The sequence below is a fragment of the Marinomonas mediterranea MMB-1 genome, from assembly GCF_000192865.1.
GTDB classification, from domain to species: domain Bacteria; phylum Pseudomonadota; class Gammaproteobacteria; order Pseudomonadales; family Marinomonadaceae; genus Marinomonas; species Marinomonas mediterranea.
Genome location: NC_015276.1, coordinates 2,576,989 through 2,591,302 on the forward strand (window position 1 = coordinate 2,576,989; position 14,314 = coordinate 2,591,302).

Annotated in this window: 12 protein-coding genes; all 12 read right to left on the bottom strand. The window is 44.3% G+C overall.

Annotation, left to right across the window (positions count from 1 at the left end; all coding sequences use genetic code 11):
• Window positions 1-17: 17 nt before the first annotated feature.
• The 12 genes from MARME_RS11770 to MARME_RS11825 all read right to left on the bottom strand — a co-directional run bounded on the left by MARME_RS11770 (window position 18) and on the right by MARME_RS11825 (window position 14,176).
• Complete coding sequence (locus tag MARME_RS11770) at window positions 18-800, bottom strand: class II glutamine amidotransferase (protein ID WP_013661488.1); 783 nt, start codon at window positions 798-800, stop codon at window positions 18-20.
• On the bottom strand, window positions 793-2,700 hold the full coding sequence (locus MARME_RS11775; protein WP_013661489.1) for a VWA domain-containing protein: 1,908 nt from the start codon (window positions 2,698-2,700) through the stop codon (window positions 793-795). The genes MARME_RS11770 and MARME_RS11775 overlap by 8 nt, the downstream gene beginning before the upstream one ends.
• Before the next feature lie 111 nt (window positions 2,701-2,811).
• The gene (locus MARME_RS11780) at window positions 2,812-3,291 is read right to left on the bottom strand and encodes a YcgN family cysteine cluster protein (protein ID WP_013661490.1); all 480 of its coding nucleotides are present in this window, start codon (window positions 3,289-3,291) and stop codon (window positions 2,812-2,814) included.
• The gene (locus MARME_RS11785; protein ID WP_013661491.1) at window positions 3,291-3,581 is read right to left on the bottom strand and encodes a YcgL domain-containing protein; all 291 of its coding nucleotides are present in this window, start codon (window positions 3,579-3,581) and stop codon (window positions 3,291-3,293) included. Before MARME_RS11785 ends, MARME_RS11780 begins: the two co-directional genes overlap by 1 nt.
• A gap of 14 nt (window positions 3,582-3,595) precedes the next feature.
• Window positions 3,596-4,747: a ribonuclease D gene (gene rnd / locus MARME_RS11790; RefSeq protein ID WP_013661492.1), complete on the bottom strand. Its 1,152-nt coding sequence runs from the start codon at window positions 4,745-4,747 to the stop codon at window positions 3,596-3,598.
• A 1-nt stretch (window position 4,748) separates the two neighbouring features.
• Window positions 4,749-5,342 (bottom strand): recombination mediator RecR, encoded by a 594-nt coding sequence (recR, locus tag MARME_RS11795; protein ID WP_013661493.1) that lies wholly within the window; start codon window positions 5,340-5,342, stop codon window positions 4,749-4,751.
• Window positions 5,343-5,351: 9 nt separating this feature from the next.
• The gene (locus MARME_RS11800; RefSeq protein WP_013661494.1) at window positions 5,352-5,678 is read right to left on the bottom strand and encodes a YbaB/EbfC family nucleoid-associated protein; all 327 of its coding nucleotides are present in this window, start codon (window positions 5,676-5,678) and stop codon (window positions 5,352-5,354) included.
• A 15-nt stretch (window positions 5,679-5,693) separates the two neighbouring features.
• A complete protein-coding gene (dnaX, locus tag MARME_RS11805; RefSeq protein WP_013661495.1) occupies window positions 5,694-8,144 on the bottom strand; it encodes a DNA polymerase III subunit gamma/tau in 2,451 nt (816 codons plus the stop codon).
• Between the two features lie 382 nt (window positions 8,145-8,526).
• The gene (locus MARME_RS11810; RefSeq protein WP_013661496.1) at window positions 8,527-9,453 is read right to left on the bottom strand and encodes a LysR substrate-binding domain-containing protein; all 927 of its coding nucleotides are present in this window, start codon (window positions 9,451-9,453) and stop codon (window positions 8,527-8,529) included.
• 248 nt (window positions 9,454-9,701) lie between these two features.
• The gene (locus MARME_RS11815) at window positions 9,702-11,198 is read right to left on the bottom strand and encodes a CoA-acylating methylmalonate-semialdehyde dehydrogenase (RefSeq protein ID WP_013661497.1); all 1,497 of its coding nucleotides are present in this window, start codon (window positions 11,196-11,198) and stop codon (window positions 9,702-9,704) included.
• Window positions 11,199-11,325: 127 nt separating this feature from the next.
• Window positions 11,326-12,486 (bottom strand): iron-containing alcohol dehydrogenase, encoded by a 1,161-nt coding sequence (locus MARME_RS11820; protein WP_013661498.1) that lies wholly within the window; start codon window positions 12,484-12,486, stop codon window positions 11,326-11,328.
• Between the two features lie 106 nt (window positions 12,487-12,592).
• Window positions 12,593-14,176, bottom strand: a complete 1,584-nt coding sequence (locus tag MARME_RS11825; protein WP_041648612.1) for a BCCT family transporter — start codon at window positions 14,174-14,176, stop codon at window positions 12,593-12,595.
• Window positions 14,177-14,314 lie beyond the last annotated feature (138 nt).

The following is a 14,314-nucleotide window of genomic DNA, read 5'->3' on the forward strand; positions in this document are numbered from 1 at the left end:
AGCGAATAGATCGAACATTAGACAGTATTTCGCTTAAACACCACTTCTCCGGCATTGAATACACACAACCCCCCTTCTTCCATCTGATTCCAGACTTCGTCTTCCGTAAGGGGTTGCGTCGCGATGACCGTTACGACGTCTTTGTCGGTTGTGACTTCTTTAAAGTCTACGCTGACGTCCTCATCGGACAACGTCGCTTTCTTAAAGGGCGCCCTGCGTGTTATCCAATGAAGCTTTGTTGTGCAGTAACAAAAAAGAGAATCACCATCAGACAGCATCATGTTAAACACACCCTTTTGCTTGAGGCCGCTGGTAAGCTCATACAAAAAGCTGGATAACACCTCTAAGCTCGGGCGCTGATCTCCATAACGAGCGGCCAGCCGCCCCAAGATCCAACAAAACGCTCGTTCGGAATCCGTCGAGCCAATCGGATGATAGTGGTCTAACGCGAGCTTATCTGACCCTTCAAGTTGCCCATTATGCGCATACACCCAGGTTTCACCCCATAACATACGACTAAAAGGATGCGTATTAGGCAGGCAAACGTTACCAACGTTGGCTTGTCTGATATGGCTAATAACGATGTCACATTTTAAAGACGTTTGACTCATGACTTCCGCCATATCGGAATCCGCACTGGGCCTAGGATCATGAATCGACCACACCTGACGGTCGCGATACATGGCCATTCCCCATCCGTCCTTATGCGGGCCAGTGCGACCACCTCTTGCTCTCAAACCCGAAAAGCTAAAACATATATCGGTTGGCACATTGGCACTCATGCCCAATAACTCACACATCGTCTTCTACTTCAATCTCTTCTGTATTTTGCTTATTACGTTTAATACGGCGGTAAACAAAGTAACCTCCGCCAATCAGTATGACAGCCAACAAGTTCAACCCGCCATACAATAACCAATCTCCCATACCAAACGTCGCGACTTCTTCTGGCGGTGTTTCAGGCAATGAGTCTGCGACTTCTGGTTCTGCGTTAGCGTCCGTTTCAGCCGCTTCAGTAACGTCAGGTTCAGTTTCGACGTCTTCTTCTGCCACGATGGTAATTTGTGGTGCTACAACAACTGGCATAACCTCTCTATTTGTCGTCGCTAAAGCGGTGAGCGCCTCTGTTGAAAGCACTTGATCGCCTTTTGAAAGCGTTACGTCACCCGCTGCTTTACGTTCAACAGTCCAAGGCTCGGATTCGTACTCAAAACGTATACCCGTTTGCGTAATACCAATCAGTTTCGCTTTAGCCCTAATCACGCTTTCAGGGTCGATGGGGAACACTTTCTCCCAATATCCTTGACCAACGAACGGCATTTCTTGCACTTCCGTCGTTCCGTTTTTATAAGCCAACTCAAGCTTAACGTTACTGCGAAGCGTGTTTAATCGTAAATTCGTTGGTGTCGCACTAAAAGCAACGAAATTCTCCCCTCTATTCGCCGACTCGAACTTAATCGCTGGGAAGACTGAAAAATACTGTGTTAATTTACGGGTGAAGGTTTGTCCATCAACCTTGCTCGCTATCGAGTAGTTGCCTTCAGTTGTCAGTTTTTCAACCTTGTTTTTAAACTGACTCGCAGCCTGAATCATTGGCTGTTTTTCTAAAATTTGACGACTGTCGCCCGTGATTAACGATAACTCTTGAGTAACGTCCATAAGATCCAATACTTTCGGATCTTTAATTAGGTTATTACTTTCAAACAATCCCACCGTTGAAAAAACAGGCTCATTAACAAAAACAACGGGCGAGATCTTTGTTGCTTGCGCATTCAAAGACGTAATGATGCGAATCGAGCTTCTCTCGATATCAACATTTTTGATTTCCCAAGTCCCGCTTTCTGGTGAGGTAATCGTAACCAACGTGTAATAAGGCGTACGTGACACTGCAACCGACCCATTTGACACAAGCGGAACATTCACAGCATTGGGCTTCAATAACTGAGGCGTAACGTTTGAGCTTTCATGAAAAACTAGCAGCGTGACCTCATCTATCGATGGATCGATAAAGAACGTATTCCCTTCAAATGGTAACTCTTCAGCTGGATCTGCTTGAGCAAAAATACGATCAAACGTATCTAACAACTCTTCTGGTGATGCCACTTCCGTATGAGAAGCATTGGTCTTCACCGCAAGCTGCTTAAGCATGTCTTCATCTGTATAGCCCGTCATTGAGACAGTGTGCAAATGAATACCGCGCTTTTCCAACGCTTCCGTTAACGTCGTCATAATCCTACGACGAGAGGCTTCGTTAACGTCTTTGTCCAGACTCACGTCCACCATACCATCCGTCACCAATATCCAATGACGGTCAAAACCATCGCTTAGTGAGGGTGTATCAGGTGTTTTTAGAAGCAGTTCAATAATGGATTCTAGATCGGTTTTGAGGTCTTGCGTGACATAGTTGTCAACGTAACTGGCGAGCTTTGCTTTGGTTTCTTTATTGATTGGCGCTTCCGGTAGAAGTACACGAGGCTCTTCTCCGAATAGCCAAACGCCTAACGTGGCATGCTCTTCAGGCGCGAGATTGGATATCAGTTTTAGCGCTTCGGATGTAAGCTTATCAGGGTCACTAATAACCATACTGCCTGACGCGTCAACAATAATACGAAATTGTGTGTCAGCAAACGCTTTGGGAAATACAATAGAACATACGAGAAGTAATGCTCCACATAACAAAGATTGCATTCTAAGAATCACTCTCTACTCCTTGCGTATGAGGCTTTCACTACAATATAGCGAAAGCTTCTCCCATTGGGTTATTAGGTTAGTGTATCTGAGTTAACGCTTTTCTCGCATGATGCCACGAATTTAAAAAGGATCGTAGGATTCAGGCATACCATGAACCCAGCGAATAATATGAGTATCCCAGTCTTCCTCGTCCACTTTGGATTCGCTTACCGCGTAATGAGAGACTTTTAGCCCTTGGCGTTGCATTTCTTTATCGTCGCCAACAACCAACGGGTGCCAGTTCGGCAAGTCGCCCGTCTCTGACAGCACACGATAGCTGCATGTATCAGGCAACCAGTGGAATTCTGGAATGTCTTCTACCTTCAGCGTCAAACACGATTCCACTAGCAGCTCTCTTGTCTCGTACACTTTGCACTGGCATTTAGCAATATCAAGCTGATGACACGACAAATCCGTGTAATACACCTCATCTGTCTCATCGTCTTGCAGCTTTTGAAGACAGCACTTGCCACATCCGTCACAAATAGATTCCCATTGATCTGATTCCATGTCCTCAAGCGTGGTTGTCTTCCAAAAGGGTTCGTAACGCTTAGCAATCATTAATAAGCCGCCTCCGTTGGCGTCTTATATAGATCCAGCAAATAGTCATCGCGAACTGGCGGCAACTGTAGATAAAAACCTTGCTCTTGAATTGCTTTCATTACTGCACTCGCATCAGCACGTGCCAACTTGCTCTCTTCTGTGAGAAGCATCGTCATTGCACTGATGCCTTTGCCAAAGCGCTCCATCAAAGCTTCTGGTATTTCCGTCAATCCTTTTGACTTTTCGACATATAAATACATTTCGTCTTTTTTTGAAGAACGAAATATTTCGATGATTATTCTGCTCATATTTAATTCACTAATCAGTTAGAGGATTGCTCACCAAAATTGCTCAAAATTGGCTCAATTATCGTGTCTTTACGCCACCCTACCATCGCTGGATTTGACCAATCCAATTCACCACCCTCATATAAGTGGCGGACGATGGGGTCTAACAATTTCCGTTTCATGACCGCTTCTGGCGCAACACCCAACTCTTCGGAACGCTTTCTTATATAACTCTTGATGGATTTTGACAGCTCACCAGCCTGCGATGGTAAGGGCATCGGTAGCATGAGTTGATATTCATCTTCCGATAGCGACTTAATCACTTTTACTTTCTCTAAAATAGTATCGCCATACAATCGGTGCTGCTTACCCGTCAGATCTTCGGTTTTAGAGATCGCTTTGTGGTGATCTGGCATAAATTTAGCGATGGCCCACAAGCTGCGATCTTTGAGCACCTGCCCCTTGGGCACATCCTCTGATTTTGCTTGTTCTTCACGCCATATAAACAACATTCGAAGCAAGGTTAAACTCTTTGGACTCAGTCTCCACGCCGCTTTAACATTGCTCCAGTTCTGCTCTGGATCGCCGTTTTGCATGTATTGCCACTTTAACGTGTCGCAATCTTCAAGCGCCCAATCCAACATATTTTTCTTTTGTAGCATTTCAATCTGTTGAGGGTACACCTTCGCCAAATAAACCACATCTAAAGCCGCGTAACGTTTTTGCGCCTCCGTCAAAGGACGCACGGTCCAATCAGAACGCGTTTCGTCTTTTGCGACTTCAATACTGAGATACGCTTGTATTAACTTAACGTAACTGACCGACCATTGGCCGTTTGCGTACGCCTCACCTATCTGAGTATCGTAAAAAGGCGTTGGCAATACGCCAAGAAGACGATCAAACACATCAAGGTCTTCAGAACAGGCATGGAATACCTTCATAACATCAAGGTTAACCATTAAGTCTTTTAATGGCGCCCATTCGGTAATGGTTTGAGGGTCAATTAATACCGCTTTTTCGCCTTCACTTATTTGTATTAACCCCGTTATCGGATAATACGTTGTGCGGCGTAAAAACTCGGTATCAACGGCAATGACATTCAGAGTAGACCAGTACTCACACCAAGAGGCCAACTCGGCGTCGGTCTCCACCCAAACAATGTCATAACTCTGATCTACTATTGTCATACTAAAGTTTCTTTCGCCCTTTCAACGCCAGTGCCAATGTATTGCCATCGACATATTCCAGCTCACCACCCATTGGCACTCCCTGAGCAAGGCGGCTTAGTTCAATATTTAATGGTTTCAGCAACTCAGAGATGTAGTGGCTCGTTGCTTCACCTTCTATTGTTGAGTTCGTCGCTATAATGACTTCCTCAACGTCCGTGTTACGGACTAAATTTTCCAGTCGATCTAAACCAAGCTCTTCAGGCCCTATCCCATCTATTGGAGACAAGTGACCTAATAAAACAAAATATCGACCATCGAATGAGCCAGCATTTTCCATTGCGATAACATCTGCTGGCGTTTCGACAATACACAACCTAGTGCCATCGCGTGCTTGATCCAGACAGATAGAGCATTCTGTATCTTCGGTCAATGTTCGACAGGTTGCGCAGCGCCCGACTTTGTCCAGCGCGTCGCGAAGTGCATTGGCTAATCTATCTGCTCCTTGACTGTCGCGCTCTAACAAATAGAGCGCCATTTTTTGAGCAGATTTAGGGCCTACTCCGGGTAGGCACCTAAGCGATTCCATCAGTTCTTTGATAAGAGGACTAAACAAAGTCGTATCCTAGAACGGCATTTTGAAGCCTGGTGGAAGAGACATGCCTTCCGTCGCTGCGTCCATTTTTGCTTTCTGAGTCGATTCAATATTACGTACTGCGTCGTTTAGTGCAGCAGCAACCAAATCTTCCAACATCTCTTTATCGTCTTCCATCAAAGAATCATCGATAGAAACACGTTTAACATCGTGACGACCTGTCATAACAACCTTAACAAGACCAGCACCCGCCTGACCTTCTACTTCCATGTTTGCCATTTCGTCTTGGGCCTTTTGGATGTTCTCCTGCATTTTCTGCGCTTGACGCATCATGTTGCCCATTCCACCTTTAAACATAGTGTTTTTCTCCAATTAAGCTTTTACTTTTACTGTGTCGTAGATTAATTGCCCCCCAAAGGCATTGCTTATTGCTTGCACGACGGGGTGGCTGTTTAAATGATTTATTGCAGCTTGGAGCGCTTCTGCTCGTTTACTCGCAGCAAATTCTTCCGCTGTTACACCTTCTACCTCTTCCACCGTATCAATGATGAGCGGCACGGGCATATTAAAAAAGTCAGACAGAGAAGATTGTATTTGTTCGTATCGACTTTGATTGAGCATGTGCCCGTATTCCAACGGCACTTGCAAACGCAATCCTTGTTCCGATGCCGAAATCAAAGAGGAATTCATTGCAATATTGTACACCAATCCAGTCAGTGGCAACCTTGGTGCAATCAACCACCAAATTTGCATCGTCGTCTCACTAAAGTGAGCAATAGACGGTAGTGGCATTCCAAGCGCAGGTTGCGTGACTGAATCCACTTTGGATGTTTTTTGCTGACTGTTTTGTTCCGCCGATGCGCTTTCTTCTTGATCAGCGTTATGCGAGTCGGAGACACCAATATTATCGACCAAATCGGCCGCTGGATTAAACGGATCAACCGTTTCAGCAATGGCACGTTCTTCCGCTTCGTCTTCATCCTCGTCATCGGGCTCTTCGACAGGAGCCTGTGACAAAAGCTCACTCACTTCTCGCATTCGAGCCGCGCCATCATGCTCTTTCACAGAGTCTGTGGCATTTACCGCCGCAGACGCGTTATCGGAGACTGCTGGGACGTCTTCAGTATATGTATGTTCTTCTTGAGGTGCTGGAATATTTGACTCAGCGTGCGCAGATTCATTTAGTGAAGGCGCGCTTTCGGTTGCGACATCAACCTGTGCCGACGCGACACTTTCTTCCCACGGTGGCGTATCTTGATGATCAAGCTCTTTATTTTCTGCGATGCGCTCTTCTACAACGCTTTTTTCCGCCACATTTCTTTGTAGGCGTTTTTCTTTTTCGACTTCGTTTTCTACTTCTTCCGCCACGTCAGCTTTAATCGCTACGGCAGCCGTTTCGTTAGCAATGCTGATTTTACTCGCGGTCGTTTCATAGCTAGGCGCAGCATCTGTGCTAACAACCACTTCAGCGCTATCAACTGGCTGTTGAGTCGAAACGGTATTAGCTAACGTAGAATCATTTGGTTGCGCTTCCGGCTTTTTTGGCGGAACCGCTCCTGTGTTTATCTCATCACCGTACTGACTCACCGACGAGTCAGTAGACTCCATTGACGCGGTAGGCTGTGATGCAGACTCTGGTGCAGACACGGATGGCTCTGAAACAGGCGATGTAGACGAAGCTGGTGAAGAGGATACTGAGACAGTTGGTGGCGTATCGTGACTGACTGTCATACCCAATTGCGGCCTAAAGGCAATCATACGCAACATCAACATTTCAAAACCGGCTTTGGGACTGTGAGCCAAATGAAGATCTCGACGCCCTACCATTAGGCTTTGGTACATTACCTGAACATCTTCCGGCATGACGGTTCTAGCAATGTGCTGGATTCGTTCTAAATCCCCGAGTTGATCTACAAGCACACCAGGCACCTGCTGTTCAACCGCGACGCGATGCAAGGTATCGAGTAAAGACGCGCAAATCGCCGCAAAATCAGGTTGATAGTCAGCCAGTTCATTGATCTTTTGTAACGTCAGTGCGGCATTTCTGTCAGCAACGACTTCCAACAACGAAATAATCTGACTTTGATTCACCAGACCAAGCATGGACGTTACGCCTGTCTCGGTAATCTGGCCGTCACCAAATGCGATCGCTTGATCCGTCAAACTCAACGCATCTCGCATACTTCCGTTTGCAGCCTGACCAATTTGCCAGAGAGCGGCTTGATCATAACCGACGTTTTCGGCATTCAACACAGTGTGCAAATAATCAACGACCCGCTGGGCTGACATGTTTTTAAGATTAAACTGCAAACAGCGAGATAAGATAGTAACAGGCAGTTTTTGAGGGTCTGTCGTCGCCAGCAGAAACTTAACGTGTTCGGGTGGCTCTTCCAGCGTTTTCAAAAGCGCATTGAAAGAGTGCGTCGACAACATGTGTACCTCATCGATCAGGTACACTTTAAATCGGCCTCTTGTTGGCGCGTATTGTACGTTTTCAAGCAACTCACGCGTATCTTCAACTTTGGTACGAGAGGCCGCATCGACTTCGATCAAATCAACAAATCGACCCTCAGCAATTTCAGTACAGCTAGAACAAGTGCCGCAAGGCTCCGGAGAGATGCCATTCGTCTCACAATTTAAACTTTTCGCAAAAATGCGGGCGATGGTTGTTTTACCTACTCCGCGAGTTCCAGTGAACAAATAGGCGTGATGCAAACGCTGTTGACGCAATGCATTGACCAATGCCTGCAAGACGTGATCTTGCCCTGCCATTTCGAGGAAGGTTTGCGGGCGCCACTTACGTGCCAGTACTTGATAGCTCATGATGCCTTAGAAGAAATACAACAAAAATCGTATTGTACGGGACATGCCAACATTTCGAAACTATTCATTTAACGCTCGGTAAAAGTTTTTGGCGAAAAAAGTATAAAATTCAAAGTTCTGAGCCAAAACCTAAATCCACAACCACTTACGATCAGGACACAAAAAACCTGTATAAAAAGCCTTGCTGGCGCCCCAAATAATCAAAAGTATCTTTAGCGATTTTAACAAAGAGCATCGCACTTAAGAATAGAATTCAGAGCATAGATACGACAACGTTCATCAAGATAACGAGAGGAAAAGAACAAATTATATTGCCAATGAACTGTTTAAGCCTCAGTAGGTAAAAGCCAAAAATCTGCTGGCTTTTACCTATCATTTTGCTTTATATCAATTTTTGAGCTTTCTGTTTTTGTGATTCATCCAGAATCCACTGCTTAAAAACTTCTGCACCTGGGCTAAGATATTGATGCGTTGGGTAGGTTAAGAAAAAGGCTTCCGAAGTCTCAAGTGTTTTTTCAAAAGGTGCAATAAGAGTACCATTTTCAATCATGTCTTTTACAACAGATGTACGACCTAAAGCAAAACCTTGGCCTAGTTTTGCCATTTCTAATGCGGAAATTAACGTATCAAATTGAATACCCTTACCATTGTCTGTGTAATCTGTACTCGTTTGGTTCAACCAGTACCCCCACCCCTCTTTGTAACCGAGTACATGTAACAACGTATGATTGGGTAGTACTTCTTCTAGTGAGGGTAGCATTTGTTCTGATGTCGTCTGAACATATTCCCTTAAAAGATCGGGACTGCAGACAGGAAACAGTTCGTCCCAAGTTAAACGCTCAGCTTTTACGTCAGGCCATACTCCCTGACCGTAACGAATGCCTAAGTCGGTGTCCTTTTGCTTTTCCTCTTGCCAAATATTGCTTGTGAAGCGAATTTTTACATCCGGATGTTGCTCATAAAACAACGGCAATTTGGGTGCTAACCAAGTAGTAAAAAAGACTAAGCTAACTCTGATTGTAACCTGCCGACTCTGACCTTGGCCGAATAATTCATCGGTGACAGCAGTAAGTCTTTCAACGGAATCATGGATGGCAGGCATATAAGCCATACCCGCATCGGTTAATGCCAACCCTCGCGGCAATCGTTTAAAAAGAGTTGTACCGAGTTGCGACTCTAGACTTTTGACCTGTTGACTAATTGCAGCTTGTGTAAGGTTGAGTTCATTAGCAGCTTGAGTGAAATTGAGGTGGCGTGCAGAAGCTTCAAAGGAGCGTAGCCAGTTAAGTGGTGGCAGTCTTTTCTTCATGTTTGTAATCTCAACATATATTCCAATGTTTGCTATTAAATGGTGTGTCAAAACTTCATATTTCAGTAAACATAAGCTGAAGTTGAACTTAATAGACTTTTTATGGCCATGTATTACATATATTTATTTTTATAATTTTTTAACCATTATATTTATAATTTACAATTCACATAAAATAAAGCCATAACCCTTAATAAGGGCTATGGCTTTCAGAGGCTAACATTTTTGCTGTCCTTAGCTAAACTCTTTTACTTCATAGTAGGCATTGAGAACTCAACGCCTTCACGAATACCAGCAGAAGGCCAACGCTGAGTCACAGTTTTACGTTTAGTGTAGAAACGAACTGCATCAGGACCGTAAGCATGCAGATCACCAAATAATGAACGCTTCCACCCACCAAAGCTATGGTAAGCAACAGGTACAGGTAATGGTACGTTGATACCAACCATACCCACTTGGATATTGTCAGAGAAGTAACGAGCAGCTTCACCGTCACGTGTAAAGATACAAGTACCGTTACCGTATTCGTGAGCATCAATAAGATCCATCGCTTCTTGCATCGTTTGAACACGAACAACTTGAAGAACAGGACCAAAGATCTCTTCTTTGTAACTTGTCATATCAGTGTTTACATTGTCGATCAACGTTGCACCAACAAAGAAACCATCTTCATAGCCTTCAACTTTCGCATTACGCCCATCAACAACAATGGTTGAACCTTGCTGCTCAGCACTGTCGATGTAACCAATAACTTTTTCTTGGTGAGCCTTAGTGATTACTGGTCCAAAGTCATTGTTTGCATCAGAGTATGGACCAACGTTTAGGCCTTGCATAGCCGCTTGCATCTTCTCAATTAAAGCATCACCTGCTGCATCGCCAACTGTAACAGCGACAGATAGAGCCATACAACGTTCGCCGGATGAACCAAATGCAGCACCTACTAATTGGTTAACAGCGTTATCCATATCGGCATCAGGCATTACGATAGCGTGGTTTTTCGCACCACCTAGAGCTTGGCAACGCTTACCATTAGCATTAGCTGTCGTGTAAATGTATTCAGCGATAGGCGTTGAACCAACAAAGCTAACCCCTTTGATACGATCATCATTTAACAATGTATCAACTGCTTCTTTATCACCATTAACAACATTCATAACGCCGTCAGGTAGGCCTGCTTCTTTCAACAGTTGAGCGATGAAAAGCGTTGAGCTTGGATCACGTTCAGACGGCTTAAGAATGAAACAGTTACCGCATACCAATGCCATAGGGAACATCCACAGTGGCACCATTGCTGGGAAGTTAAATGGAGTAATACCGGCAACAACACCTAGAGGTTGGAACTCACTCCAAGAATCAATGTTAGGACCAACATTTTTGCTGTGTTCGCCTTTTAGCAACTCTGGAGCGCCACATGCGTACTCAACGTTTTCAATACCACGTTGCAACTCACCCGCAGCGTCATGGCTGATTTTACCGTGTTCTTCACCAATCATTTTACAGATAGTGTCAGCGTGCTCTTCTAGCAACGCTTTAAACTTGAACATGATACGAGCACGTTTGATTGGTGGAGTATTTCGCCACGCTGGGTAAGCCGCTTGAGCTACAGTGATAGCTTCTTCAACCGTTTTTTTAGAAGCAAGGTCTACCTGCTTAGTTACCGCGCCTGTTGACGGATTGTACACATCCTGTTGACGAGTTCCTTCAATGAAAATTTCGCCGTTAATAAGTTGTCCAACTGTGCTCATTTCGTTTTCCTCAGATCAGAATTCAAGGAGATGATAGGTTTATATCACTCGTTTTCTTGTTTTATATTTAAAGTGTTTGACGATATAACACATCTAAAAAGTGTGTTTCATATCGCCATTTTATAATTTATGCCCAAAGCTCTTTGTATAACTCAATAACTTCCTCAGCACTTGGAACACGAGGATTGTTATTAGGCGAACCTGATGCTAAAGCTTGCTCTGCCATCGTATCCAAAAGAGACATGAAGTGTTCTTTATCGATACCAAACTCTTCAGGAGTTGGAACCTTCAGCTCTTCATTTAACGCTTTAAGCTCAGCAACTAACTTAGCATTTGCAGCTTCGTCACTGTCTTGTTGAGACGCCACACCCATCGCTCGCGCACAATCAGCATAACGCTCAGATGCCGCAGGAATTGAATACTCGGTAACAGCAGGCAAAAGCATGGCATTGGATAAACCATGAGGAACATGGAATGCAGCACCAATAGGACGGCTCATACCGTGTACCAAAGCAACAGACGCATTTGAAAATGCGATTCCCGCAAGCGTAGAACCTAACATCATCGCTTCGCGAGCTTCTTTATCTGCTCCATCATGGTAAACACGACGTAAATTCGGAGCGATAAGACGCATCGCTTCAAGGGCTTGCGTATCACTGTATAGACTTGCTTTTTTACTTACGTACGCTTCCATCGCGTGCGTTAGCGCGTCAATACCTGTATCTGCAGTCGTTCTCGCCGGCACAGATAGCGTTAGACTAAAGTCAACTAGCGCAGCAATTGGCATGAAGCCAACGCCCATACAAAGCATCTTTTCATCTGTCGTTTCATCAGTAATGATGGTTACCTTTGTAACTTCAGAGCCAGTACCTGCAGTCGTAGGGATTGCGACAATAGGCAAACCAGATTCTGTTACAACACGCGGAAACTTATAGTCGCGCATTTCACCACCGAATTTACCCAAAATACTGATAGCTTTAGCACTGTCAATTGGGCTACCGCCTCCCAATGCGATGATACTGTCGTAATCACCTTCTGAGATTTTTGTCACTCCTGCTTGAATAGAAGCAACAGTTGGTTCAGGTACAGTGTCATCAAATATATCAGCCTGCATGCCTTGTTCGGCAAGCACTGCTTGGACATTTGCGGCGTAGCCTAGCTGCACCATCATTTTGTCAGTAATTATAAGAGGACGACTGCAACCAAGACTTGCGAGAACTGTTGGAGTGGCATGACTTGCATTTTCGCCGACCTGTAACATACGCGGAAGAATGATTTGAGTAGACATACTTTATTCCTAGCATTAAGCGTTTCTAATAGCTGATAGAGCGTGTTTTAAAAATATGTAAGCGGCTTACATTATAGTGTTGTTAAGCCGCTCTCATATTAAACGGTTACTGAGTATTCTCAGTGAGTGGTGTTAGGTCTTCGGTTGATTGACCTTTCACTTCTTCTCGTAATGATTTAACCAGTCCGTAGGCTGCCATCAAAACGATAAAAGAAAATGGTAATGCAGCCACAATCGAAGCAGTTTGCAATGCTTTTAAGCCACCTGCGTATAGAAGTACTGCAGCAACTGCACCAATAGCAGCACCCCAGAATACTCTGAATTTTGCTGGCGGATGTTCATTACCAAAGGACACTATAGTACAGATAACCAATGTTGCAGAGTCTGCAGAAGTAACAAAATACGTTACTAGCATAATTGTACATAGTGCAGAGATCGCCATAGTAACAAAATCGCCTGCATTCATACTTTCAATGGTTGCAAACAAAGCCATTGTTGTATCTGAGTTTACCGCTTCTGTAATACCACCGGCACCAAACAATTCAACGAACATCGCAGTATTACCGAAAATAGAGATCCAGAAAGCGGCAAGCGCTGTTGGAGCAATCAGTACACCAAACACGAATTCACGAATAGTACGACCTTTAGAAATACGAGCGATGAAAATACCGCAGAAAGGAGCCCAAGCAATCCACCACCCCCAGTAGAAGATAGTCCACCAACCTTGCCATTGACCTTCAGGATCAGGATCAACCCAGAAACCTAACTCTACAACGTGGAAAATGTAGTCGCCGACGTTAGTGAAGAATGCACCTAGAATATATACCGTTGGACCAAAAATAATGAATAAGCCCAAGATAATAATGGTCAAATGCATATTCCATTCACTTAAAATCTTAATACCTTTGTTCAAACCCGTTAGTACGGAGCCCGTAGCAATGACAGAAAGGATAGCAATTAGAATAATTTGGTTAGATGTTGATACCTCAAACCCAAACAGATAAGAAAGCCCTGCATTCATTTGCTGAGCACCTAGACCCAGAGATGTAGCGATACCAAATACAGTACCAAATACAGCTAGCAAATCAGCTGCATGTCCGATTGGCCCGTAAATACGGTCCCCAAAAATTGGGTATAAACTCGAACGAATTGAAAGAGGTAAACCTTTTCTGTAAGAGAAGTAAGCCAATGCTAGACCGATAACCGCAAATAGCCCCCAGCCATGCAATCCCCAATGGAAGATAGCTATACGCATCGCAACTTGAGCAGCTTCTACTGTACCCGCTTGACCTTCACCAATAAACGGGTTGCTTTGAAAGTGGTAGATTGGTTCAGCGATACTCCAGAAGAGGATACCGATACCAATGCCTGCACTAAAAAGCATGGAGAACCATGCATAATTACTGAACTCTGGGCGATCAGTGTCTTTACCTAGTCTGATATTTCCGTATCGGCTAAAACTAATCCAAACAGCAAACATTAAGAAAAAGCTAATTAGACCAATGTAATACCAATCTAAGCTTGACGATATGTAACCATTTGCAGCGTTATAAACCGAATTTGCTAATGTGGGGTTAATTACAGTAAACAGTACAAAAGCAACCATCAGCACTGCTGAGCCAACTGCTAATATAGGGTGTGTGCCAGAAAACAGCCCTGTCTTTGGCAAAGTATAAGACTTGTCATTCATCGGATTCATCGGGTTAACCTCATAGTTTCATTATAATTATCTGTTTCTATGTCAATTAAACCTACCGGTCGTGACCGCTCCATAAGTATGGAACTCAGCTTGATTTTATTATTCATGCAGTCATTCTCGCTATTATTT

Coding starts and splice junctions, on each gene's coding strand:
- MARME_RS11785 (WP_013661491.1), bottom strand. CDS start 3,581: ATGAGCAGAATAATCATCGAAATATTTCGTTCTTCAAAAAAAGACGAA.
- MARME_RS11800 (WP_013661494.1), bottom strand. CDS start 5,678: ATGTTTAAAGGTGGAATGGGCAACATGATGCGTCAAGCGCAGAAAATG.
- MARME_RS11780 (WP_013661490.1), bottom strand. CDS start 3,291: ATGATTGCTAAGCGTTACGAACCCTTTTGGAAGACAACCACGCTTGAG.
- rnd (WP_013661492.1), bottom strand. CDS start 4,747: ATGACAATAGTAGATCAGAGTTATGACATTGTTTGGGTGGAGACCGAC.
- MARME_RS11825 (WP_041648612.1), bottom strand. CDS start 14,176: ATGAATGACAAGTCTTATACTTTGCCAAAGACAGGGCTGTTTTCTGGC.
- dnaX (WP_013661495.1), bottom strand. CDS start 8,144: ATGAGCTATCAAGTACTGGCACGTAAGTGGCGCCCGCAAACCTTCCTC.
- MARME_RS11815 (WP_013661497.1), bottom strand. CDS start 11,198: ATGAGCACAGTTGGACAACTTATTAACGGCGAAATTTTCATTGAAGGA.
- MARME_RS11770 (WP_013661488.1), bottom strand. CDS start 800: ATGTGTGAGTTATTGGGCATGAGTGCCAATGTGCCAACCGATATATGT.
- MARME_RS11820 (WP_013661498.1), bottom strand. CDS start 12,486: ATGTCTACTCAAATCATTCTTCCGCGTATGTTACAGGTCGGCGAAAAT.
- MARME_RS11810 (WP_013661496.1), bottom strand. CDS start 9,453: ATGAAGAAAAGACTGCCACCACTTAACTGGCTACGCTCCTTTGAAGCT.